Annotated in this window: 21 protein-coding genes, 1 tRNA gene and 1 pseudogene; 16 read left to right on the top strand and 7 right to left on the bottom strand. The window is 59.8% G+C overall.

Going from position 1 to position 21,801, the window contains the following annotated elements; genetic code table 11:
- Window positions 1–3: 3 nt before the first annotated feature.
- Together glnE and AC3EMD_RS03475 are read right to left on the bottom strand one after the other, a co-directional pair.
- Window positions 4–2,841: a bifunctional [glutamate--ammonia ligase]-adenylyl-L-tyrosine phosphorylase/[glutamate--ammonia-ligase] adenylyltransferase gene (gene glnE / locus AC3EMD_RS03480; RefSeq protein WP_012540540.1), complete on the bottom strand. Its 2,838-nt coding sequence runs from the start codon at window positions 2,839–2,841 to the stop codon at window positions 4–6.
- 20 nt (window positions 2,842–2,861) lie between these two features.
- Window positions 2,862–4,160 (bottom strand): CYTH domain-containing protein, encoded by a 1,299-nt coding sequence (locus tag AC3EMD_RS03475; protein WP_022064948.1) that lies wholly within the window; start codon window positions 4,158–4,160, stop codon window positions 2,862–2,864.
- Between the two features lie 214 nt (window positions 4,161–4,374).
- Here AC3EMD_RS03475 and AC3EMD_RS03470 point away from each other — a divergent pair, with 214 nt between their 5' ends.
- Both AC3EMD_RS03470 and AC3EMD_RS03465 read left to right on the top strand, forming a co-directional pair.
- Window positions 4,375–4,995 (top strand): TIGR04211 family SH3 domain-containing protein, encoded by a 621-nt coding sequence (locus AC3EMD_RS03470; protein ID WP_008806527.1) that lies wholly within the window; start codon window positions 4,375–4,377, stop codon window positions 4,993–4,995.
- Between the two features lie 61 nt (window positions 4,996–5,056).
- Window positions 5,057–6,298 (top strand): multifunctional CCA addition/repair protein, encoded by a 1,242-nt coding sequence (locus AC3EMD_RS03465; RefSeq protein WP_008806528.1) that lies wholly within the window; start codon window positions 5,057–5,059, stop codon window positions 6,296–6,298.
- 11 nt (window positions 6,299–6,309) lie between these two features.
- On the opposite strand, the gene bacA is transcribed toward AC3EMD_RS03465, so the two are convergent.
- Together bacA and folB are read right to left on the bottom strand one after the other, a co-directional pair.
- A complete protein-coding gene (gene bacA / locus AC3EMD_RS03460) occupies window positions 6,310–7,131 on the bottom strand; it encodes an undecaprenyl-diphosphate phosphatase (protein ID WP_302073932.1) in 822 nt (273 codons plus the stop codon).
- Between the two features lie 197 nt (window positions 7,132–7,328).
- Window positions 7,329–7,712 (bottom strand): bifunctional dihydroneopterin aldolase/7,8-dihydroneopterin epimerase, encoded by a 384-nt coding sequence (gene folB, locus AC3EMD_RS03455; RefSeq protein ID WP_004150923.1) that lies wholly within the window; start codon window positions 7,710–7,712, stop codon window positions 7,329–7,331.
- Between the two features lie 107 nt (window positions 7,713–7,819).
- Between folB and plsY the strand changes: the two genes are divergently transcribed.
- Window positions 7,820–8,437, top strand: coding sequence for a glycerol-3-phosphate 1-O-acyltransferase PlsY (gene plsY / locus AC3EMD_RS03450; RefSeq protein WP_008806530.1), 618 nt, complete (start codon window positions 7,820–7,822; stop codon window positions 8,435–8,437).
- Window positions 8,438–8,592: 155 nt separating this feature from the next.
- On the top strand, window positions 8,593–8,688 hold the full coding sequence (locus tag AC3EMD_RS03445) for a hypothetical protein (RefSeq protein WP_046881937.1): 96 nt from the start codon (window positions 8,593–8,595) through the stop codon (window positions 8,686–8,688).
- A gap of 73 nt (window positions 8,689–8,761) precedes the next feature.
- On the opposite strand, the pseudogene AC3EMD_RS03440 reads toward AC3EMD_RS03445, so the two are convergent.
- Window positions 8,762–8,845: pseudogene (locus AC3EMD_RS03440) on the bottom strand (short-chain dehydrogenase); the annotation flags it as partial.
- Between AC3EMD_RS03440 and AC3EMD_RS03435 the strand changes: the two are divergent.
- From AC3EMD_RS03435 to AC3EMD_RS03400, 8 genes are all read left to right on the top strand, one after another.
- Window positions 8,835–9,659 (top strand): urease accessory protein UreD, encoded by an 825-nt coding sequence (locus tag AC3EMD_RS03435; protein WP_060619859.1) that lies wholly within the window; start codon window positions 8,835–8,837, stop codon window positions 9,657–9,659. The pseudogene AC3EMD_RS03440 and the gene AC3EMD_RS03435 overlap by 11 nt on opposite strands.
- 9 nt (window positions 9,660–9,668) lie before the next feature.
- Entirely contained in the window at window positions 9,669–9,971 is a 303-nt protein-coding gene (locus tag AC3EMD_RS03430) for an urease subunit gamma (protein WP_002916871.1), read from the top strand.
- A 9-nt stretch (window positions 9,972–9,980) separates the two neighbouring features.
- A complete protein-coding gene (locus AC3EMD_RS03425; RefSeq protein ID WP_008806532.1) occupies window positions 9,981–10,301 on the top strand; it encodes an urease subunit beta in 321 nt (106 codons plus the stop codon).
- Window positions 10,294–11,997 (top strand): urease subunit alpha, encoded by a 1,704-nt coding sequence (ureC, locus tag AC3EMD_RS03420; RefSeq protein WP_008806533.1) that lies wholly within the window; start codon window positions 10,294–10,296, stop codon window positions 11,995–11,997. The genes AC3EMD_RS03425 and ureC overlap by 8 nt, the downstream gene beginning before the upstream one ends.
- Window positions 11,998–12,006: 9 nt before the next feature.
- On the top strand, window positions 12,007–12,483 hold the full coding sequence (gene ureE / locus AC3EMD_RS03415) for an urease accessory protein UreE (protein ID WP_008806534.1): 477 nt from the start codon (window positions 12,007–12,009) through the stop codon (window positions 12,481–12,483).
- Between the two features lies 1 nt (window position 12,484).
- Window positions 12,485–13,159, top strand: coding sequence for an urease accessory protein UreF (locus AC3EMD_RS03410; RefSeq protein WP_032739005.1), 675 nt, complete (start codon window positions 12,485–12,487; stop codon window positions 13,157–13,159).
- Between the two features lie 8 nt (window positions 13,160–13,167).
- Entirely contained in the window at window positions 13,168–13,785 is a 618-nt protein-coding gene (ureG, locus tag AC3EMD_RS03405) for an urease accessory protein UreG (protein ID WP_002916877.1), read from the top strand.
- Window positions 13,786–13,937: 152 nt separating this feature from the next.
- Complete coding sequence (locus tag AC3EMD_RS03400; protein WP_032731264.1) at window positions 13,938–15,545, top strand: purine-cytosine permease family protein; 1,608 nt, start codon at window positions 13,938–13,940, stop codon at window positions 15,543–15,545.
- A gap of 44 nt (window positions 15,546–15,589) precedes the next feature.
- Here the strand turns inward: AC3EMD_RS03400 and tsaD are convergent, their stop codons facing one another.
- Window positions 15,590–16,603 (bottom strand): tRNA (adenosine(37)-N6)-threonylcarbamoyltransferase complex transferase subunit TsaD, encoded by a 1,014-nt coding sequence (gene tsaD, locus AC3EMD_RS03395; protein WP_008806537.1) that lies wholly within the window; start codon window positions 16,601–16,603, stop codon window positions 15,590–15,592.
- Window positions 16,604–16,840: 237 nt separating this feature from the next.
- On the opposite strand from tsaD, the gene rpsU reads away from it, so the two are divergent.
- From rpsU to rpoD, 3 genes are all read left to right on the top strand, one after another.
- Window positions 16,841–17,056, top strand: coding sequence for a 30S ribosomal protein S21 (rpsU, locus tag AC3EMD_RS03390; protein WP_001144069.1), 216 nt, complete (start codon window positions 16,841–16,843; stop codon window positions 17,054–17,056).
- Window positions 17,057–17,167: 111 nt separating this feature from the next.
- Window positions 17,168–18,913, top strand: a complete 1,746-nt coding sequence (gene dnaG, locus AC3EMD_RS03385; RefSeq protein ID WP_008806538.1) for a DNA primase — start codon at window positions 17,168–17,170, stop codon at window positions 18,911–18,913.
- A 218-nt stretch (window positions 18,914–19,131) separates the two neighbouring features.
- Complete coding sequence (rpoD, locus tag AC3EMD_RS03380; protein ID WP_008806539.1) at window positions 19,132–20,973, top strand: RNA polymerase sigma factor RpoD; 1,842 nt, start codon at window positions 19,132–19,134, stop codon at window positions 20,971–20,973.
- A 99-nt stretch (window positions 20,974–21,072) separates the two neighbouring features.
- On the opposite strand, the gene mug is transcribed toward rpoD, so the two are convergent.
- Window positions 21,073–21,579 (bottom strand): G/U mismatch-specific DNA glycosylase, encoded by a 507-nt coding sequence (gene mug / locus AC3EMD_RS03375; RefSeq protein WP_002917636.1) that lies wholly within the window; start codon window positions 21,577–21,579, stop codon window positions 21,073–21,075.
- A 124-nt stretch (window positions 21,580–21,703) separates the two neighbouring features.
- Here mug and AC3EMD_RS03370 point away from each other — a divergent pair.
- Window positions 21,704–21,779 (top strand) — tRNA-Ile (locus AC3EMD_RS03370).
- Window positions 21,780–21,801 lie beyond the last annotated feature (22 nt).

Raw genomic sequence — 21,801 nt, 5'->3', positions numbered from 1 at the left:
TAGTTAAGCCATCAGCCATTTCTGCCAGCTGGCGCTGACCTGCTGACGCTCCCGGCTGAAGGCCTCTGGCGCCACGTGTCCCGGCTGCTCCTGCAGGGCCAGGTGATGAAGCGCATCACGCAAGGTGGTGTACGCATGCGTTAAGGCGCGCGCCTCCTCCTCGTCCATGATGTCGTTCTGCGCCAGCAGCTCAAGAATACGCACGTTGTCAGACCAGCGGGTCAACTTCGGCTTGTCACTGGCATAGCGTAGGACCAGATACTGAGTAATAAATTCAATATCGGTGATCCCGCCGGCATCGGCTTTGATATCAAAACGATCGGGATGTTTGTTGCCAAGGTGGGCGCGCATCTTCTCGCGCATCTCGCGAACCTCGGTCTGCAGGGTCGTCCCCTCCCGCGGGGTGGTCAGGATATCGCGACGAATGGCGTCAAAGCGCGCCTGCAGCGCCGGGTCGCCATAGACCACGCGGGCGCGCACCAGCGCCTGATGTTCCCACGTCCAGGCTTCGTTCTGCTGATAGTCAGCAAACGCGTCGGCGGTGGTGACCAGCATCCCCGCCGCGCCAGAAGGACGCAGCCGGGCGTCCACTTCGTAGAGAATACCGGACGAGGTGCGGGTGCTGAACAGGTGCATGATCCGCTGGGCCAGCCGCAGGTAGAACTGACGGCCGTCAATCTCCCGCTCGCCGTCGGTCATCACCTCCGCCGGGCAGTCATGGAGGAACACCAGATCGAGATCGGAGCTGTAGCCCAGCTCCCAGCCGCCGAGCTTACCGTAGCCGACAACGGCGAAGCCGCGACCCTGGCGATCGTGCAGGTGGGTCGGCTGGCCGTAGCGAGCGACCATCTGCCCCCATGCCTGCTGCACCACCGCGTCGAGGATCGCTTCGGCAAGCCAGGTTAAGTGATCGCTGACCTTCATCACCGGCAGGGTGCCAGCGATATCCGCCGCCGCGATATGCAGCTGCTGCGCCTGCTTAAACTGGCGCAACGCCTCCAGCTGCTGCTCTTCATCCTCTTCCGGCACGCGCAGCAGGTACTGGCGCAGCTCGTCGCGATAGGCATCGGTCGCCGTCGGCTGATAGAGGGTGTTGGGATCCAGCAGCTCATCCAGCAGCAGCGGGTGGCGCGCCAGCTGGCTGGCGACCATCGGCGACGCCGCGCAGAGCGTGATCAGGTGCTTCAGCGCGCCGGGGAATTCACTCAGCAGCTCAAGATAGGTGGTACGGGTGACGATCCCGGTCAACAGCGGCGTGATCCGCGCCAGAGGCAGCGGCGCATCGGCGCGCGAGCAGATTTCGCTCAGCAGATGCGGCATCAGCTGATCCAGCACCTGGCGGCCGCGCGGGCCGATGGTGCGCCGATCCAGCTCTTTACGAAAATCGGCAATCAGCGCCAGCACGCTACGGCGGTCGGTATCGTTTAAATGCGCCAGCGCCGGGCTGGCGTCATCTTCTTCCAGCGCATCCTGCCACAGCTCGCGCCAGTACTCGGCCAGTTGCTCATCCGGGGACTGATCCTCATCATCGCCGATCAGCTCATTAAACACTCGCCGCACGTTGGCCATTTGGCTCGCCAGTTGCGCGCTCAGCGTCTCCCAGTCTTCGGTATGCATCCCCCACGCCAGCCTGGCGCGGTTAAGTTCATCCTGCGGCAGGGTCTGGGTCTGTTCATCGTTGATGCTTTGCAGCAGGTTTTCCAGCCGGCGCAGGAACAGATAGGCCTCGCGCAGCAGCGCCGCGTCGCCTTCCGGCAGCAGATGTAGCTCATCAATCGCCGCCAGCGTCGGCAGCAGGGCGCGCTGCTGCAGTGCAGGTTCGCGACCACCGCGGATCAGCTGAAAGACCTGAACGATAAACTCAATTTCACGGATCCCGCCGGCGCCGAGCTTGATGTTGTCTTTCAGCCCGCGACGCCGCACTTCGCGGGCGATCATGCCTTTCATGTTACGCAGCGACTGGATCACGCTGAAGTCGATATAACGGCGGAAGACGAAAGGACGGAGCATCGCGCGCAACTCGCTGGCGTACACGCCGTCGTTATCGCCCATGATCCGCGCTTTCACCATCGCATAGCGTTCCCAGTCCCGACCCTGCTCCTGGTAATAATCTTCCAGTGCCGCAAAGCTGAGTACCAGCGGCCCACTGTCGCCAAACGGCCGCAGGCGCATGTCAACCCGATAGACAAAGCCGTCCTGCGTCGGCTGGTCAAGGGCCTTGATCAGCCGCTGCCCCAGACGGGTAAAGAACTGGGCGTTATCCAGCTCGCGGCGGCCGCCGCGGGTGGCGCCATGCTCAGGCCAGGCAAAGATCAGATCGATATCGGAAGAGAAGTTCAGCTCGCCGCCGCCCAGCTTTCCCATCCCGAGGATCAGCAGCGGCTGCGGCTGGCCCTCGGCATTGCATGGCGTTCCCCACTCCTTACAGCAGGCGGCGTATAGCCAGTCGCGGGCGGCGACAATCAGGGTCTCCGCCAGGGCGCTCAGCTGCTGCAGGGTCTCTTCTTCGCTCACCAGCGACAGCGCCTGCGCCCAGGCGATGCGGACCATCATCTGGCGGCGGAAGAGACGCAGCTCTCGCATCAACCCCGCTTCGTCAGTGACGGCCTGCAGGCGATCCTGCAGCCAGGCCTCGTAATGCCGCCACTCTTCCGCCTCCGGCGAGGAGTCCGCAAGCTCATTCAGCCAGCCCGGCTGGGCGATCACACTCTGTTCGACAAAATCGCTGAACGCCATGACCGACCTGGCCTGTGGGCTCAGTTCGGCAATGGGAAAATCCGCTGGCAGACGGTCAGCGACCGTCTGCCAGTGCTGCTGTAATTGCGGAGAAAGCGGCATCATAAGGGCTCCCTGGCCTGAAATTATCGTTTTCCACTATGCAGCCAGAACGGCTCGGCAGCCAGCGCCTGGCGACGGAAATATTCAAAGACGCTGCGATCGTCATGTGCTATTGCACGGTGAAGCTCCTGCCAGTTCTCCAGCCACGGCGCGACGGCGTCGCCATAGGCGCCCGCCAGCAGCTGGACGCTGTCGATGTCACGGGACAGCTTCGGCAACTGGTCGGCGGCATCTTCAACCGCCAGATGCTGCACGGCGCCGCGCAGCTCGGCCGCCACCCGCGAGAGGTTAATATCGGCAAACCGTTTGAACGATCCGGCTATTTTTTTCTCTCCTGCCTCGTTGAGGAACGGACGCCAGCCGCGCTGGACCAGCCATTCAGTCAGGGCCAGTTTGGCGCCGACGACCTCGGTGCGGAATAACGCCTCGTCGGCGGTGTCCGCGGCCAGCAGAACGGCTTCGGCGTCGTTCAGCAACGCGCGGAGCTGGGTGGTCGCCTTACGCGGCACGATGCCGCCGAACAGCACGAGGGTATGGCGCACGCGGGCTAACGCCAGCAGGATCTCCGCTTTGGCTTTCGCATTGCCGCGCAGCCATACTTCGTCGTGATACAGCCAGTGCGCCAGGGCGCTCTCCAGCGCCGCCTCCAGCCCCTGCTCCACGCTGGCCTTCGCCGCCACCGCCAGCACCGTCAGCGAGGTGACGGGACGCTCGCCATTGCCTTGCGCCAGATGATACCCGCGCGCGGCTTTGCTCAGGCTCCCCTGACGCAGGACGCCGCTCTCCAGCAGACGGTGCGCAAGGCGCAGCAGATCGGCAGTCTCCCCGGCAAGCAGCTCCAGCTCCAGTTCGCAGATCGGCTCCTGATGTTCGCCAGCCTTCACTTCGCCGCGATCGAGGGCGATCTCAATCTCACTATTCCCTTCCTGTATCACCCAACGTTCACGGGCAAAATCAGTGCTGAACAGCGGCTGGACATGCTCCGCCAGCGCGGCCGGGAGCTCGCCTTGCGGCCAGACCTCCGCCGGCAGGCGCTCAAGCGCCAGCTCCGGTTTATCCAGTGGGATATTGTATTCCGGACGCTGGTGCAGCCCCCCTACCACCCGGCCGGCAATTTTCAGCGTCATTTCATAACGCCCCTGGTCGCCGCGGATGCGCAGCCCCATATCGTGACGACGCAGCCAGTTATCGGCGGTTTCGTAATAAATGTTCAGTAACTGGCCCGCAGGCGTATGTTTCGCCTCGAGCGCATTGAGCTGCTCGCGCAGCGTCTCTACCCCATTCTGAGCGACGATAAACTTGAGTTCGATTTCTTGAGCCATGACTGAATTCTTCCGCTTCTGTGCTGCGCCGACAAATTGCGGCGAACTTACGACGATATTTTTTGTCAGTAGATAGTATTTTGCGGCGAATCGCCATGCAACGCGCTTTTTGCCGGGCCACCTCCTGGATGATTCCGATTGTGGTGGAAAACTTTGCGTCGCTCTGGCGATGCCTCTACTATCGTTCCACTTTTTATGACCAAACGATGACCTGATGCCAAAATTACGCCTGATTACTTTTACTTTGCTCGCGCTTAGCGCCGCTACGGCGGTTCACGCAGAAGAAAAGCGCTACGTTTCCGATGAGCTGAACACCTGGGTTCGCAGCGGCCCGGGCGATAATTATCGTCTGGTCGGCACCATCAACGCCGGGGAAGAAGTGTCGGTGCTGCAAACGAACGACAGCACCAGTTACGCGCAGGTCCGCGACAGCAATGGCCGTACCGCCTGGATCCCGTTGAAAGAGCTGAGCAATGAGCCCAGCCTGCGCACCCGCGTCCCGGATCTGGAAAACCAGGTCAAAACGCTGACCGATAAGCTGAACAACATCGACGCCACCTGGAACCAGCGCACGGCGGATATGCAGAAGAAAGTCGCCGGCAGCGACAGCGCGATTAACGCGCTGAAGGACGAGAACCAGAAGTTGAAAAACGAGCTGGTGGTCGCGCAGAAGAAGGTGAATGCGGCGAATCTGCAGCTTGATGACAAACAGCGCACCATTATCATGCAGTGGTTCATGTACGGCGGCGGCGTGCTCGGCGTCGGTCTGCTGCTGGGTCTGGTGCTGCCGCATCTGGTGCCAAGCCGCAAACGTAAAGACCGGTGGATGAACTAATTCGTCTTCTCTGCCAGACTTACGTATCATCTTGCGAAAAACAGATACGGGAGAATCGGGCGTGAAGAGCTATCTGGTCGGCGGTGCGGTGCGCGATGCGCTATTAGGGCTGCCGGTCAAAGACCGAGACTGGGTGGTGGTGGGCGCCACCCCGCAACAGATGCTTGACGCGGGCTACCAACAGGTAGGCCGCGACTTTCCCGTGTTCCTCCATCCGCAAAGCCGGGAGGAGTATGCCCTGGCCCGTACCGAGCGCAAATCCGGCGCGGGCTATACCGGTTTTACCTGCTATGCCGCCCCGGACGTGACCCTCGAAGCCGATCTGCTGCGCCGCGACCTGACGGTCAACGCCCTCGCCCAGGATGCCGATGGCACGATCATCGACCCCTACGGCGGGCAAAACGATCTCCGCCTGCGCCTGCTGCGCCATGTCTCTCCCGCCTTTAGCGAAGATCCGCTGCGCGTGCTGCGTGTGGCGCGCTTTGCTGCCCGCTATGCGCATCTGGGCTTTCGCATTGCCGAAGAAACCCAGGCCCTGATGCATGCGATGGTTGAGGCCGGTGAGCTGGCGCATTTAACGCCGGAGCGGGTGTGGAAAGAGACGGAAAGCGCGTTAACCACCCGCAATCCGCAGGTCTTTTTCCAGACGCTGCGCGACTGCCAGGCTCTTAAGGTGCTGTTTCCGGAAATTGACGCGCTGTACGGCGTGCCGGCCCCGGCGAAGTGGCACCCGGAAATCGACACCGGCCTGCACACCCTGATGACCGTCACGATGGCCGCGATGCTGTCGCCGGATGTCGACGTGCGTTTCGCCACCCTGTGTCATGACCTCGGTAAAGGACTGACGCCGAAAGCGCTCTGGCCGCGTCACCACGGCCATGGCCCGGCGGGCGTCAAGCTGGTAGAACAGATCTGCGCGCGTCTGCGGGTGCCAAACGATATCCGCGATCTCGCGAAACTGGTGGCGGAGTACCATGACTTGATCCACACCCTGCCGATCCTGCAGCCGAAAACCCTCGTCAAACTCTTCGACAGCATTGACGCCTGGCGTAAACCGCAGCGCGTGCAGCAGATCGCCCTCACCAGCGAAGCCGACGTCCGCGGACGCACCGGTTTCGAGGCCAGCGATTACCCGCAGGGGCGCCTGCTGCTTGAGGCCTGGGAAGTGGCGCAGTCTGTCTCCACCAAAGAGGTCGTGGCGGCGGGCTTTAAAGGGGCGGAAATTCGCGAAGAGCTGACGCGGCGGAGAATTGCTGCGGTGGCGCAGTGGAAGGAACAGCGTTGCCCCCAGCCGCAAGGCTGAGGGCACTGGTCTTAGAAGAAGACCACGTAAACGGCTGCCGCCACGATAAAGCGGTAGATAGCGAACGGGATAAACGAGATCCGCTTGATCAGCTGCAGGAAGGTTTTAATCGCAATCAGCGCCACGATAAACGCCATCACGAAGCCGACGGCAAACATCGGCACATCGCCCATGTTCAGGAAGCCGATGCTCTTGTAGACGTCCAGCACGGTGGCGCCCATCATCATCGGTACCGCCAGCAGGAAAGAGAACTCCGACGCCGCGTAGCGGCTGACGCCCATCAGCATGCCGCCGGAGATAGTCGCCCCCGAGCGCGAGAACCCCGGCCACAGCGCCAGACACTGAAAGCAGCCGATGACAAACGCCTGACGATAGGTCATATCGTCAATCCCGACCGCGCGCGGCTGTTTCGGCTTGAGTACTTCTGCCGCAATCAGCAATACGCCGCCGACAATCAGGGCGTACATCACGTTTACCGGGTTAAATAAGGATTTAATGGTGTCGTGGAAAATCAGCCCCAGCACCACCGCGGGGATCATGCCGAGGAGGATATGGATAAACGACAAGCGACCGCTGCCTTTGCCTTCATGCTCCGGCGGCCTGCCGAAATGGATGCCGATCAGACCGAACAAACGACGCCAGAACATCACCACTACGGCGAGTATCGAGCCTAGCTGAATAACCACTTCAAAGGTATTTGCCGTATCACCTTCAAACCCCAGCAGGTGACCAACAATAATCATATGACCGGTACTGGAAACAGGTAAAAACTCTGTCAACCCCTCAACCACACCCAATATTGCCGCCACCAGCAGCGAGTGTATATCGCTCATTCAATTAAACCCTTTAAAAAGTAAAATGAAAAAAACCAGGAACACATTATCGATCAACAGGCGCAACCCGACAGCCAGAGCGCGCGTAATCCGCAGCGTACAGGAAGTACACGCGGATTCGTCCACCGTTCTGGAAGGACATCGCCAGTAAAATTGCCTGATGACCGGATGCTATGACCGGTATAAACGCAATTTGTTTAACAAGTATGACCTGAAAAGTTTTGTTTCAGATTAAGGCCACGTTCAATAATCACACCGACATTTGCCGCGCGGGCCACGGCGCCAGGTTTGCTGACTTTAATACGCACCCATGGCGACTGGAATGTTTCCAGCAGCAGGTCGGCCACTTCTTCCGCCACCCGCTCCACTAACGCGAATTTTCCCCCCTCCACATGCGCGATCACTCGCTCGCTGATATCAGCATAGCTGAGGCAGTCGCTGACATCATCGCTGGCGGCCGCCTTGCGGTTATCCCATGCAATTTCGATATCGAACACCAGCTTCTGCTCAATGGTTTGTTCCCAGTCATAAACACCAATGGTGGTGATTACCGAAAGTTGCTCTATAAATACAATATCCATCACGCCCTGCCTGCTTTTTAGCTAAACCGGATACCACTTCCGGCGAATTATGCGTATTATCCACAGATGCAGAGAATACAACGACATTTTCAAAACGGAACAGCGTTATGAGTGCAATCGCGCCTGGACTGGTACTCCTCGCCTACCTCTGCGGCTCCATTTCCAGCGCCATTCTGGTATGTCGCCTTGCTGGCCTGCCCGACCCACGCGACAGCGGCTCAGGCAACCCCGGGGCCACTAACGTACTACGAATTGGCGGAAAAGGGGCGGCCGTAGCGGTACTTATTTTTGATGTGCTGAAGGGCATGCTCCCGGTGTGGGGCGCCTGGGCGCTGGGCCTTACGCCATTCTGGCTGGGGTTAGTGGCGATTGCCGCCTGCGTGGGCCATATCTGGCCAGTCTTCTTTCATTTCCGCGGCGGTAAAGGCGTCGCCACGGCCTTCGGCGCTATCGCCCCCATCGGTCTCGATCTGACCGGGGTGATGGCCGGGACCTGGCTGCTGACCATCCTGCTCAGCGGCTACTCATCCCTTGGCGCTATCGTCAGCGCGCTTATCGCGCCTTTCTACGTCTGGTGGTTTAAACCGCAGTACACTTTTCCGGTGTCGATGCTCTCCTGCCTGATCCTCCTGCGCCATCATGACAATATTCAGCGTCTGTGGCGCCGCCAGGAGAGCAAAATCTGGACCCGGATGAAGAAGAAAAAAGCGCCAGAGCAGAAATAATCTCCCCTCCCGGCCCCGTCTGCCGGGAGGATCCCCGGGCCTGTTTGCCCATCTCACCCGCACTTTTGCCCCACGTCGTCATGATACGCGGTAATCGCCGCATCCCCCTTTTATAACAACGCGTTATCGGCAACTAAAAGCAAAAGTTCCGCCGCCTGCTGGCATCGGGGACGGGCCCGCCCTCCCGCCTTATCCGCCGCGGCCAGTCAGCGGATAAGGATATTGACGGCAAAGATTATCCGGGTGAATAATCCGGAGCGGTTATACCGCTTTCCCCTCGCGCCCGTCGCGACGCGCCGGGTAACGAATGACATAAGCGTTTCATATGACCGGGAAAATCTCCCGCCGATCAATACTCATTGCTGTTGTTTTATCTTGATTTTGCAGGGGCGCAACATTGCACGGCACCGTGTTACCACCACTCAAAAAAGGCTGGCAGGCTACGCTGGATCTCCGCTTTCAGCAGGCCGGAGGCAAGACCGTTCTCGCCAGCGCCCAACACGTCGGCCCGCTGACCGTCCAGCGCCCGTTTTACCCGGAAGAAGAGACCTGTCACCTCTATCTGCTTCACCCGCCCGGTGGCATCGTCGGCGGTGATGAGCTGACAATTAGCGCCCACCTTGACCCCGGCTGCCATACGCTGATAACCATGCCTGGCGCCAGCAAGTTTTACCGCAGCAGTGGTGCGCAAGCGCTATTGCGCCAGCAGTTGACCCTCGCCCCGCAGGCGACCCTGGAGTGGCTCCCGCAGGATGCCATCTTCTTTCCCGGGGCCAATGCCCGGCTGTCCACCACCTTTCATCTTTGCGCCTCCAGCACGCTGCTGGCATGGGATCTGCTCTGCCTTGGCCGCCCGGTGATTGGTGAAACCTTCAGCTACGGCACCCTCAGCAACCGGCTGGAAGTGTGGGTGGATGAGATACCGCTGCTGGTTGAGCGCCTGCACCTGCAGGAGGGAGAGCTGTCCAGCGTCGCCGAACGTCCCTGGGTCGGCACTTTGCTGTGCTATCCGGCTACCGATGCCCTGCTCGACGGGGTGCGCGACGCGCTGGCGCCGCTCGGTCTCTACGCTGGCGCCAGCCTGACCGACCGCCTGCTGACGGTGCGTTTCCTCAGTGACGATAATCTGATTTGCCAACAGGTGATGCGCGACGTCTGGCAGTTTCTGCGCCCTCATCTCACCGGCAAATCCCCCGTACTTCCCCGAATCTGGCTGACTTAAGAGAACGTTATGGAACTGACCCCCCGAGAAAAAGACAAGCTGTTGCTGTTTACCGCCGCGCTGGTGGCGGAACGCCGCCTGGCCCGCGGCCTGAAGCTCAACTATCCGGAGTCCGTGGCCCTCATCAGCGCCTTTATTATGGAAGGCGCCCGCGACGGCAAAAGCGTGGCCTCACTGATGGAGGAAGGCCGTCACGTCCTGACCCGCGAGCAGGTGATGGAGGGCGTCCCGGAAATGATCCCGGATATCCAGGTCGAAGCCACCTTTCCGGACGGCTCGAAGCTGGTCACCGTTCACAACCCGATAATCTGAGGTAGCGCCATGATCCCCGGTGAATATCACGTTAAGCCCGGTCAGATAGCCCTGAATACCGGCCGGGCGACCTGCCGCGTGGTCGTTGAGAACCACGGCGATCGACCGATTCAGGTCGGTTCGCACTACCATTTCGCCGAGGTCAACCCGGCGCTGAAGTTCGACCGTCAGCAGGTCACTGGCTATCGCCTGAATATCCCGGCCGGCACGGCGGTACGTTTTGAACCCGGCCAGAAACGCGAGGTCGAGCTGGTGGCCTTCGCCGGTCACCGCGCTGTCTTCGGCTTCCGCGGCGAGGTCATGGGCCCTCTGGAGGCAAACGATGAGTAATATTTCACGCCAGGCCTATGCCGATATGTTCGGCCCCACCGTCGGCGACAAGGTGCGCCTGGCCGATACCGAGCTGTGGATCGAGGTGGAAGATGATTTGACCACCTACGGAGAAGAGGTCAAATTCGGCGGCGGCAAAGTGATCCGCGACGGGATGGGTCAGGGACAGATGCTGGCCGCCGACTGTGTCGACCTGGTGCTCACCAACGCGCTGATCGTTGATCACTGGGGGATCGTCAAGGCCGATATCGGCGTGAAGGACGGGCGGATCTTCGCCATCGGCAAAGCCGGTAATCCCGATATCCAGCCCAACGTCACCATCCCCATCGGCGCCGCGACGGAAGTGATTGCCGCCGAAGGCAAGATCGTCACCGCCGGCGGGATCGATACCCATATTCACTGGATCTGTCCGCAACAGGCGGAAGAGGCGCTGGTCTCCGGCGTGACCACCATGGTCGGCGGCGGCACCGGCCCGGCCGCGGGCACCCATGCCACCACCTGCACCCCGGGCCCCTGGTATATCTCACGCATGCTGCAGGCGGCCGACAGCCTGCCGGTCAATATCGGCCTGCTGGGCAAGGGCAACGTTTCTCAGCCGGATGCCCTGCGCGAGCAGGTGGCGGCGGGCGTCATTGGCCTGAAAATTCATGAGGACTGGGGCGCCACCCCGGCGGCGATCGACTGTGCGTTAACCGTCGCCGATGAAATGGATATTCAGGTCGCCCTGCACAGCGACACCCTCAATGAGTCCGGTTTTGTGGAAGATACCCTCGCCGCCATCGGCGGGCGCACTATTCACACCTTCCATACCGAAGGGGCCGGCGGCGGCCATGCGCCGGACATCATCACCGCCTGCGCCCACCCGAACATTTTACCGTCGTCCACCAACCCAACGCTGCCCTACACCCTCAACACCATCGATGAACATCTCGATATGCTGATGGTCTGCCACCATCTGGACCCGGACATTGCTGAGGACGTGGCCTTTGCCGAATCGCGCATTCGCCGGGAAACCATCGCCGCGGAAGACGTGCTGCACGACCTCGGCGCCTTCTCGCTCACCTCCTCCGATTCGCAGGCCATGGGTCGCGTCGGGGAAGTGGTCCTCCGCACCTGGCAGGTGGCGCACCGCATGAAGGTGCAGCGCGGAGCGCTGGCGGAAGAGACCGGGGATAACGACAACTTCCGTGTGAAGCGCTACATCGCCAAATACACTATCAACCCGGCGCTGACCCACGGCATCGCGCACGAAGTCGGATCCATTGAGGTGGGTAAGCTGGCGGACCTCGTAGTTTGGTCACCAGCCTTCTTTGGTGTGAAACCGGCCACCGTGATCAAAGGCGGCATGATCGCCATCGCGCCGATGGGCGATATCAATGCCTCGATTCCGACCCCGCAGCCGGTGCACTACCGTCCGATGTTTGGCGCCCTGGGCAGCGCCCGCCATCACTGCCGCCTCACCTTCCTGTCGCAGGCGGCGGCGGACAACGGCGTTGCCGAACGGCTGAACCTGCGCAGCGCGATCGCCGTGGTAAAAGGCTGCCGTACGGTGCAGAAAGCCGACATGGTGCACAACAGCCTGCAGCCTAACATCACCGTCGACGCGCAGACTTATGAGGTGCGGGTGGATGGCGAACTCATCACCAGCGAGCCGGCAGACGTTCTGCCGATGGCGCAACGATATTTTCTGTTTTAAGGAGAGCGGATGCTTTATTTAACTCAACGTCTGGAGACCCCCGCCGCCGCGACCGCCAGCGTTACGCTGCCGATTGACGTTCGCGTCAAAAGCCGGGTTAAGGTCACCCTCAACGATGGCCGGGAAGCCGGTCTGCTGCTGCCCCGCGGCCTGCTGCTGCGCGGCGGCGATGTGCTCAGCAACGAAGAAGGCACCGAGTTTGTGCAGGTGATTGCCGCTGATGAAGGGGTGTCGGTAGTGCGCTGCGACGATCCGTTTATGCTGGCGAAGGCCTGCTACCACCTCGGCAACCGTCACGTGCCGCTGCAGATCATGCCGGGCGAGCTGCGCTACCATCACGATCACGTGCTGGACGATATGCTGCGCCAGTTCGGCCTGACGGTGACCTTTGGCCAGCTGCCGTTCGAGCCGGAAGCCGGCGCTTACGCCAGCGAAAGCCACGGTCATCATCATGCTCATCATGCCCACCACGCTCACAGCCACTAGCATGTCGACAGCGGAACAACGCCTGCGGCTGATGCAGCTGGCCAGCAGCAACCTGCCGATAGGCGGTTACAGCTGGTCCCAGGGGCTGGAGTGGGCTGTGGAAGCCGGCTGGGTGCCGGACGTCGCGGCCTTCGAGCGCTGGCAGCGACGCCAGATGACGGAAGGCTTTTTTACCGTTGACCTGCCGCTGTTCGCCCGCCTGTACCGCGCCTGCGAACAAGGCGATATCGCTGCGGCCCAGCGCTGGACCGCCTATCTGCTGGCCTGCCGGGAAACTCGTGAACTGCGGGAGGAAGAGCGCAACCGCGGCGCGGCGTTTGCCCGTCTACTGAGCGACTGGCAGCCGGACTGTCCGCCGACGTGGCGCACGCTGTGCCAGCAAAGCCAGCTCGCCGGGATGGCCTGGCTCGGCGTGCGCTGGCGCATCGCGCTGCCCGAGATGGCCCTCAGCCTGGGCTACAGCTGGATTGAGAGCGCCGTGATGGCCGGCGTCAAGCTGGTGCCCTTCGGTCAGCAGGCCGCCCAGCAGCTGATTTTACGTCTTTGCGACCACTACGCGGCCGAGATGCCCCGCGCGCTGGCCGCGCCGGACGGCGATATCGGATCGGCCACCCCGCTCGCCGCTATCGCCTCGGCCCGGCATGAAACCCAATACTCCCGATTATTCCGTTCCTAGGAGAAGCCATGAACTCTTATAAACACCCGCTGCGCGTCGGCGTCGGCGGCCCGGTCGGCTCCGGTAAAACCGCTCTGCTGGAAGCGCTGTGCAAAGCGATGCGTGATACCTGGCAGCTGGCGGTGGTCACTAACGACATCTATACCAAAGAAGATCAGCGCATCCTCACCGAAGCGGGCGCGCTGGCGCCTGAACGCATCGTCGGTGTGGAAACCGGCGGCTGCCCGCATACGGCGATCCGCGAAGATGCCTCAATGAACCTCGCCGCCGTGGAAGCGCTGAGTGAAAAGTTCGGTAACCTCGACCTTATCTTCGTGGAAAGCGGCGGCGACAACCTGAGCGCCACCTTCAGCCCGGAGCTGGCGGATCTGACCATCTACGTCATCGACGTGGCCGAAGGGGAGAAGATCCCGCGCAAAGGCGGACCGGGGATCACCAAATCCGATTTCCTGGTGATCAATAAAACCGACCTTGCCCCCTATGTGGGCGCGTCGCTGGAGGTGATGGCAAGCGATACCCAGCGTATGCGCGGCGATCGCCCATGGACCTTCACCAACCTGAAGCAGGGCGACGGCCTGAGCACCATTATCGCCTTCCTCGAAGACAAAGGCATGCTCGGCAAATAGGCCTGTTGCACCAGCCGGGCGCAGGCGCGTCCGGATGGTGCAACCCCTGCTCTCTCTTCTATCACCCTGCACCACCCTCCCCGCCACGCCTGCCCTGCAATATGGCATAAGGTTTGCTAATTCAAGTCATGCCTAACCATTAAGGAATGACTATGTCATCACTGGATCTCAACCCTGAATTACCTGCGACAACGCGGACTTCCGGCTCCCGGGAAACCTTAGAAGATTACACCTTACGTTATGCCCCGCTGAGCTTCCGCCGCTGGGGACCGGGCGTCGTCGCGGTCACGGCGCTGGGCGGCATCGCCTACCTGGCCGACTTTTCCATCGGCGCCAGCATCGGTATGGCCTGGGGCACCAGCAACGCCATCTATTCGATCCTGGTGGCGGCGCTGGTGATCTTCCTCACCGGCATTCCGCTGGCGATCACCGCCGCGCGCTACAACATTGACCTTGACCTGATCACCCGCAGCGCCGGCTTCGGCTATTTCGGCTCGGTGATCACCAGCATTATTTTTGCCGGCTTCACCTTTATCTTCTTCGCCCTTGAAGGCTCGATCATGGCACAGGGGCTGCTGGTGGGCCTCGGGATCCCGCTGTGGATGGGGTATCTGATCGCCACCCTGATGGTGCTCCCGCTGGTGGTCTATGGCATGAAAGCCCTGACCCGCCTGCAGGTATGGACCACCCCGCTGTGGCTGGTGCTGATGGTGGTGCCGGTGGTGTGGCTGATTGTCAAAGATCCGCAGCTGGTGGACGGCTTCCTGCATTTCGCCGGTAAAAACAGCGCGTCGACGGTGGATATCACCGCCATCATGCTCGGCGCCGGGGTATGCCTGTCGCTGATCATGCAGATTGGCGAGCAAATTGATTACCTGCGCTTTATGCCGCCTAAGACCGCGGAGAACCGTAAAAGCTGGTGGCTGGCGGTCTTTTCCGCCGGCCCGGGCTGGGTGGTGTTAGGCGCGATCAAACAGATCATCGGCGCCTTCCTCGGCTTCTATCTGTTGACCCGTTTCCCGGCGGTGCACAATACCGAACCGGTGCAGCAGTTCGTCAGCGTCTTCGATAACCTGGTGCCCGGCTGGCTGGCCCTGACGCTGGCGGTGGTGCTGGTGGTGATCTCGCAGATAAAAATTAATGTCACCAATGCCTATTCAGGCTCGCTGGCGTGGACCAGCGCCTGGACCCGCACCACCAAACGCTATCCGGGACGGATTATTTTTGTGGTGGTCAACCTGGCGATTGCCCTGGCGCTGATGGAAGGCGATATGTTCAGCGCCTTGTCGTGGATCCTCGGCTTTTACTCCAACTTCGCCATCGCCTGGGTCGTGGTGGTGGCGACCGACATCACCTTTAATAAAGGCTTGCTCAAGCTGGCCCCGGCGCAGCCGGAGTATCGTCGCGGCATGATCTACAACGTTAACCCGGTAGGCGTGGTCTCCTTTGGTCTGGCCGCCGGGCTGTCGATCTGCGCCTTCTTCGGCCTGCTGGGCGCGACGCTGGCGCCGTTCTCGCCGCTGATTGCGCTGGTCGTCGCCTTTGTCATGACCCCGCTGATGGGGATCCTTACCCGCGGGCGCTACTATATTAAGCAGGTGGATGACGGCATCGCCGAGCCGCGCTATGACGCGGCGGGGAACGCCTCCACCACCGTGTATCAATGCGTTAGCTGTGAGGAAGAGTACGAGCGCCCGGATGTGATGCACTCACACAAGCATCAGGGAGCCATCTGCTCGCTGTGTAAAAGTATGGAGTAGTCAGGAAGGCAGGCCGACGTGACGTCGGCCTGTTTCAGGATGCGTTAGGCGGCAGGCAGCTCGGCCAGCGGCCAGCGCGGGCGAACCGTCACGCCGAGCTCGGCTTTGGCGCCGGTTTGCAGACGCACCATGCCGGCGTAGGCGATCATCGCGCCGTTGTCAGTACAGAACTCAGGGCGGGCGTAGAACACCTCGCCGCCGCGTTTTTGCATCATCTCTGCCAGCTTCGCCCGCAGGGTACGGTTGGCGCTCACGCCTCCCGCCATCACCAGACGCTTAAAGCCGGTTTGCTCCAGCGCGCGGCGACATTTAATCATCAGCGTATCGACGACCGCATCCTCAAATGCCCGGGCGATGTCGGCGCGGGTTTGCTCATCGTCGCCATTATTACGAATGGTGTTGGCGGCGAAAGTTTTCAGGCCTGAGAAGCTGAAATCGAGCCCCGGGCGGTCGGTCATCGGCCGCGGGAAGACAAAGCGGCCTTCAGTGCCCTGAGCAGCCATTTTCGATAGCATCGGCCCGCCGGGATAATCCAGTCCCAGCAGTTTCGCCGTCTTATCAAAGGCTTCGCCCGCCGCATCGTCAATCGACTCGCCCAGCAGTTCATACTGACCAATACCAGTGACGCTAATCAACTGGGTGTGGCCGCCGGAAACCAGCAGCGCGACGAACGGGAACGCCGGTGGGTTATCTTCCAGCATCGGCGCCAGCAGGTGCCCTTCCATATGGTGTACCGGGATCGCCGGCACGTTCCAGGCGAAGGCCAGCGACCGGCCAACGGTCGCCCCGACCAGCAGCGCGCCGACCAGGCCAGGACCCGCCGTATAGGCGACGGCGTCGATATCTTTCGCCGTCAGACCGGCTTCTTTCAGCGCCGCCTGAATCAGCGGCACCGTTTTGCGCACGTGGTCGCGCGATGCCAGCTCCGGCACCACGCCGCCGTAGTCCGCATGCAGTTTCACCTGACTATACAGTTGGTTGGCTAACAGACCTTGCTGGTCGTCATAAATCGCGATGCCGGTTTCATCGCAGGATGTTTCAATGCCCAGTACACGCATGAGTTGTTTTACCTCGCTTCAATACCGCGCAGTGTAGGTCCAATGACCGGCGATGTAAAACTTTGCTCACCCCTGGTGCTCTCTTCGTGTATACTCCTCACCCTTATAAAAGTCCCTTTCAAAAAAGGCGCCGGTGCTTTACAAAGCAGCAGTAGTTGCAGTAAAATTCCGCACCATTTTGAAATAAGCTGGCATTGCGGCCAGCGGCAAACCGAATTAATCAAAGGTGAGAGGCACATGCCGGTAATTAAAGTACGTGAAAACGAGCCGTTCGACGTAGCTCTGCGTCGCTTCAAGCGTTCCTGCGAAAAAGCAGGTGTTCTGGCGGAAGTTCGTCGTCGTGAGTTCTATGAAAAACCGACTACCGAACGTAAGCGCGCTAAAGCTTCTGCAGTGAAACGTCACGCGAAGAAACTGGCTCGCGAAAACGCACGCCGTACTCGTCTGTACTAATCTGTTGAGAGCGACGCTCTCAATTCAGACCGAGTTGTAGTTGTAAGGCCGTGCTTCCGAAAGGAATGCGCGGCTTATTTTCGTTTATAGTCATCAGAAATAACGGGGCTTATGGCTGGACGAATTCCACGTGTATTTATTAGCGATCTGCTTGCCAGAACCGACATCGTCGATCTGATCGATGCGCGGGTAAAGCTGAAAAAGCAGGGCAAAAATTTTCACGCGTGCTGTCCGTTCCATAACGAAAAAACCCCCTCTTTCACCGTCAACGGTGAAAAACAGTTTTACCACTGCTTCGGCTGCGGGGCGCACGGCAATGCTATCGACTTCCTGATGAACTACGACAAGCTCGAGTTCGTGGAAACGGTCGAAGAGCTGGCCGCCATGCACAACCTTGAAGTGCCTTATGAAGCAGGCAACGGACCCAGCCAGATAGAGCGCCATCAACGGCAGAACCTCTACCAGTTACTGGATGGGCTGAATGCGTTTTACCAACAGTCTCTGATGCAGCCCGCCGCCGACCCTGCGCGCCAGTACCTGGCAAAACGGGGGTTAAGCAGCGAGGTGATTACGCGCTTTGCCATCGGCTATGCTCCCCCGGGTTGGGATAACGTTTTAAAACGTTTTGGCGGCAATCAGGAAAACCGCCAGTCGCTTATTGATGCCGGCATGCTGGTCACCAACGATCAGGGACGCAGTTACGACCGCTTCCGCGAACGGGTGATGTTCCCCATCCGCGATAAGCGAGGCCGGGTAATTGGGTTTGGCGGACGAGTGCTGGGCGATGCCCTGCCGAAGTATCTGAACTCCCCGGAAACCGACATATTCCATAAAGGCCGTCAGCTGTATGGCCTGTATGAAGCGCAGCAGGACAATCCCGAACCACCGCGTTTGCTGGTTGTCGAAGGGTATATGGACGTTGTGGCGCTGGCGCAATACGACATCAACTATGCCGTGGCCTCGCTGGGCACCTCGACCACGGCCGACCATATCCAGCTGCTGTTTCGGGTGACCAATAACGTCATCTGCTGCTACGACGGCGACCGGGCCGGCCGCGATGCCGCCTGGCGCGCGCTGGAGACGGCGCTGCCGTACATGACCGATGGCCGCCAGCTGCGTTTTATGTTTCTGCCTGACGGCGAAGACCCGGATACGCTGGTGCGTAAAGAGGGCAAAGCGGCGTTTGAGGCGCGGATGGAGCAGGCTCAGCCGCTCTCCACGTTCTTGTTTAACAGCCTGCTGCCGCAGGTCGATCTGAGTACCCCGGACGGGCGCGCGCAACTGAGCACGCTGGCGCTGCCGCTGATAACCCAGGTCCCGGGCGAAACGCTGCGCATCTACTTGCGTCAGGAGCTGGGCAACAAGCTGGGCATTTTAGATGACGCACAGCTTGAACGTTTAATGCCAAAACAGTCTGAAAATGGCGCGCCGCGTCCCGCGCCACAGCTAAAACGCACGACCATGCGTATACTGATAGGACTGCTGGTGCAAAACCCGGATCTGGCGCCGTTAGTCCCGCCGCTGGAGGGACTGGACTCGCGCAAAATGCCAGGCCTTAGCCTGTTCAGCGAGTTGGTGAAAAGCTGTCTGGCGCAGCCTGGTCTGACGACCGGGCAACTTTTAGAGCAATATCGCGGCACAAAAGAGGCTGCAACCCTTGAAAAACTGTCGATGTGGGACGATATAGCAGATAAAGATATCGCTGAAAAAACCTTCACCGACTCGCTTAACCATATGTTTGATTCACTGCTGGAACTGCGACAGGAAGAGTTGATAGCTCGCGATCGCACACACGGTTTAAGCAGTGAAGAACGCCGGGAACTCTGGACCATCAGCCAGGAGCTGGCGAAAAAATAAATGACAGACAATATCCTTCACGTTGTATCAAAGCAGTAAGAAAACGCAGAACAACGCGAGGGAAAAGTATTTAACGGCTTAAGTGCCGAGTATCGATCGGGAAGCCCCCGACAGCCGCGCAGAGGCGCAGCGGCAATAATATAAGTACGCCCTCGCTTTAAATGTCGACAGCCCGCCTGCCGACACCAATCAAACGAATTAAGTGTGGATACCGTCTTATGGAGCAAAACCCGCAGTCACAGCTGAAGCTTCTTGTCCAACGTGGTAAGGAGCAAGGCTATCTGACCTATGCCGAGGTCAATGACCATCTGCCGGAAGATATCGTCGATTCCGATCAGATCGAAGACATCATCCAAATGATCAACGACATGGGTATTCAGGTGATGGAAGAAGCACCGGATGCCGATGATCTGATGCTTGCCGAAAACACCGCGGATGAAGATGCTGCCGAAGCTGCCGCGCAGGTGCTCTCCAGCGTGGAATCCGAAATCGGACGCACGACCGACCCGGTGCGCATGTACATGCGTGAAATGGGTACCGTAGAGCTGCTGACCCGTGAAGGCGAAATCGACATCGCCAAACGCATTGAAGATGGGATCAACCAGGTCCAGTGCTCCGTTGCCGAATACCCGGAAGCGATCACCTACCTGCTTGAGCAGTACGACCGCGTCGAAGCGGAAGAAGCCCGTCTGTCCGATCTGATCACCGGTTTCGTCGATCCGAACGCCGAAGAAGACATGGCGCCGACCGCCACGCACGTTGGCTCCGAGCTGTCTCAGGAAGAGATGGATGACGACGAAGACGAAGATGAAGATGACGACGCCGACGACAACAGCGATGACGACAACAGCATCGACCCAGAGCTGGCCCGTGAGAAGTTCGCCGAGCTGCGTACCCAGTACGAGCTGACGCGCGACACCATCAAAGCCAAAGGTCGTAGCCATGCCGCCGCGCAGGAAGAGATCCTGAAGCTGTCTGAAGTCTTCAAGCAGTTCCGCCTGGTGCCGAAGCAGTTCGATTACCTGGTCAACAGCATGCGCAGCATGATGGATCGCGTTCGTACTCAGGAACGTATCATCATGAAGCTGTGCGTTGAGCAGTGCAAAATGCCGAAGAAAAACTTCATCACGCTGTTCACCGGCAACGAAACCAGCGAAACCTGGTTCAACGCTGCGGTGGCAATGAACAAGCCGTGGTCCGAGAAGCTGCTGGAAGTGAAAGAAGACGTGCAGCGCGGCCTGCAGAAGCTGCAGCAGATCGAAGAAGAGACCGGCCTGACCATCGAACAGGTGAAAGACATCAACCGTCGCATGTCCATCGGTGAAGCGAAAGCCCGCCGTGCGAAGAAAGAGATGGTGGAAGCGAACTTGCGTCTGGTTATCTCTATCGCCAAGAAATACACCAACCGTGGTCTGCAGTTCCTCGATCTGATTCAGGAAGGCAACATCGGTCTGATGAAAGCGGTTGATAAGTTCGAATACCGTCGCGGCTACAAGTTCTCGACCTACGCTACCTGGTGGATCCGTCAGGCGATCACCCGCTCCATCGCGGATCAGGCGCGCACCATCCGTATTCCGGTGCATATGATTGAGACCATTAACAAGCTCAACCGTATCTCCCGTCAGATGCTGCAGGAGATGGGCCGTGAACCGACCCCGGAAGAGCTGGCTGAGCGGATGCTGATGCCGGAAGACAAAATCCGTAAGGTGCTGAAGATCGCCAAAGAGCCTATCTCCATGGAAACGCCGATCGGCGACGATGAAGATTCGCATCTGGGAGATTTCATCGAGGATACCACCCTCGAGCTGCCGCTGGATTCCGCGACCACCGAGAGCCTGCGTGCGGCAACGCACGACGTGCTGGCCGGCCTTACCGCTCGTGAAGCGAAAGTCCTGCGTATGCGTTTCGGTATCGACATGAACACCGACCACACGCTGGAAGAAGTGGGTAAACAGTTCGACGTTACCCGCGAACGTATCCGTCAGATCGAAGCGAAGGCGCTGCGTAAACTGCGCCACCCGAGCCGTTCTGAAGTGCTGCGTAGCTTCCTCGACGATTAATCGTCGCGGGACATCGTCTACAGCCTGTTAAAAAGCTCCCTGCGGGGAGCTTTTTTTATGGCGTTCAGGTGGCCATCCGGGGAAAGTCGCCTCTCTCCGCTACTGGCCGCGGGTCGCCAGGGCATCATCCAGTTCACGATAGGCCGCCACCAGCTTATCGAGCGTCGCCCGGTTTAAGCCGCTGGGATTGGGCAGCACCCAGACCTGGGTCGTCCCGATGGTCATAGCCTGTTTCCCCCACTTCGCGCCGCGCTGGTTAAAGGCGAGCTCGAAGGCCTGCTTGCCGAGCACCGCCAGCGCCTGCGGCTGATACTCCTCAATCTTCCTCACCAGCTCACGGCCACCGCTGCGCAGCTCCTGCAGGGCGACCTCGCTGGCCTGCACCGTCGGTCGCTCTACCAGCATGGTGATGCCGCAGCGCGTATCCAGCAGCTGCAGCTCCTCTTCCGGCCTGAGCTGTCGATCGGTGAATCCGGCCTGATGGATGACCTTCCAGAAGCGATTGCCAGGATGGGCAAAATGAAAGCCGGTATGGGCGGAGGACTTCCCCGGGTTGATACCGCAAAAGACAACGCGCAGGCCCGGCGCAAGGATATCGCTAATCATGTTTTCTCCGGCTGTATGGCTAAAACATGATTATAAAGGATTGAAAATGCATTGTTTATAAAAACAGCAGCTGCGCGCTTTACGCTGGATTGCAACCGTCAGTTACTTTATAATCCCTCGCCACGGCCCCTTAGCTCAGTGGTTAGAGCAGGCGACTCATAATCGCTTGGTCGTTGGTTCAAACCCAACAGGGGCCACCAGATATCAAGGGCTTACGTGCAA

The sequence above is a fragment of the Klebsiella sp. PK18 genome (genome assembly GCF_057784655.1).
The sequence above is the reverse complement of the archived record's forward strand: the minus strand, read 5'-3'. Positions and strand labels throughout refer to the sequence as shown.

Coding starts and splice junctions, on each gene's coding strand:
- glnE (WP_012540540.1), bottom strand. CDS start 2,841: ATGATGCCGCTTTCTCCGCAATTACAGCAGCACTGGCAGACGGTCGCT.
- AC3EMD_RS03475 (WP_022064948.1), bottom strand. CDS start 4,160: ATGGCTCAAGAAATCGAACTCAAGTTTATCGTCGCTCAGAATGGGGTA.
- AC3EMD_RS03470 (WP_008806527.1), top strand. CDS start 4,375: ATGCCAAAATTACGCCTGATTACTTTTACTTTGCTCGCGCTTAGCGCC.
- dnaG (WP_008806538.1), top strand. CDS start 17,168: ATGGCTGGACGAATTCCACGTGTATTTATTAGCGATCTGCTTGCCAGA.
- rpsU (WP_001144069.1), top strand. CDS start 16,841: ATGCCGGTAATTAAAGTACGTGAAAACGAGCCGTTCGACGTAGCTCTG.
- ureG (WP_002916877.1), top strand. CDS start 13,168: ATGAACTCTTATAAACACCCGCTGCGCGTCGGCGTCGGCGGCCCGGTC.
- plsY (WP_008806530.1), top strand. CDS start 7,820: ATGAGTGCAATCGCGCCTGGACTGGTACTCCTCGCCTACCTCTGCGGC.
- mug (WP_002917636.1), bottom strand. CDS start 21,579: ATGATTAGCGATATCCTTGCGCCGGGCCTGCGCGTTGTCTTTTGCGGT.
- AC3EMD_RS03425 (WP_008806532.1), top strand. CDS start 9,981: ATGATCCCCGGTGAATATCACGTTAAGCCCGGTCAGATAGCCCTGAAT.
- folB (WP_004150923.1), bottom strand. CDS start 7,712: ATGGATATTGTATTTATAGAGCAACTTTCGGTAATCACCACCATTGGT.
- bacA (WP_302073932.1), bottom strand. CDS start 7,131: ATGAGCGATATACACTCGCTGCTGGTGGCGGCAATATTGGGTGTGGTT.
- AC3EMD_RS03410 (WP_032739005.1), top strand. CDS start 12,485: ATGTCGACAGCGGAACAACGCCTGCGGCTGATGCAGCTGGCCAGCAGC.
- ureC (WP_008806533.1), top strand. CDS start 10,294: ATGAGTAATATTTCACGCCAGGCCTATGCCGATATGTTCGGCCCCACC.
- ureE (WP_008806534.1), top strand. CDS start 12,007: ATGCTTTATTTAACTCAACGTCTGGAGACCCCCGCCGCCGCGACCGCC.
- tsaD (WP_008806537.1), bottom strand. CDS start 16,603: ATGCGTGTACTGGGCATTGAAACATCCTGCGATGAAACCGGCATCGCG.
- AC3EMD_RS03430 (WP_002916871.1), top strand. CDS start 9,669: ATGGAACTGACCCCCCGAGAAAAAGACAAGCTGTTGCTGTTTACCGCC.
- AC3EMD_RS03400 (WP_032731264.1), top strand. CDS start 13,938: ATGTCATCACTGGATCTCAACCCTGAATTACCTGCGACAACGCGGACT.
- rpoD (WP_008806539.1), top strand. CDS start 19,132: ATGGAGCAAAACCCGCAGTCACAGCTGAAGCTTCTTGTCCAACGTGGT.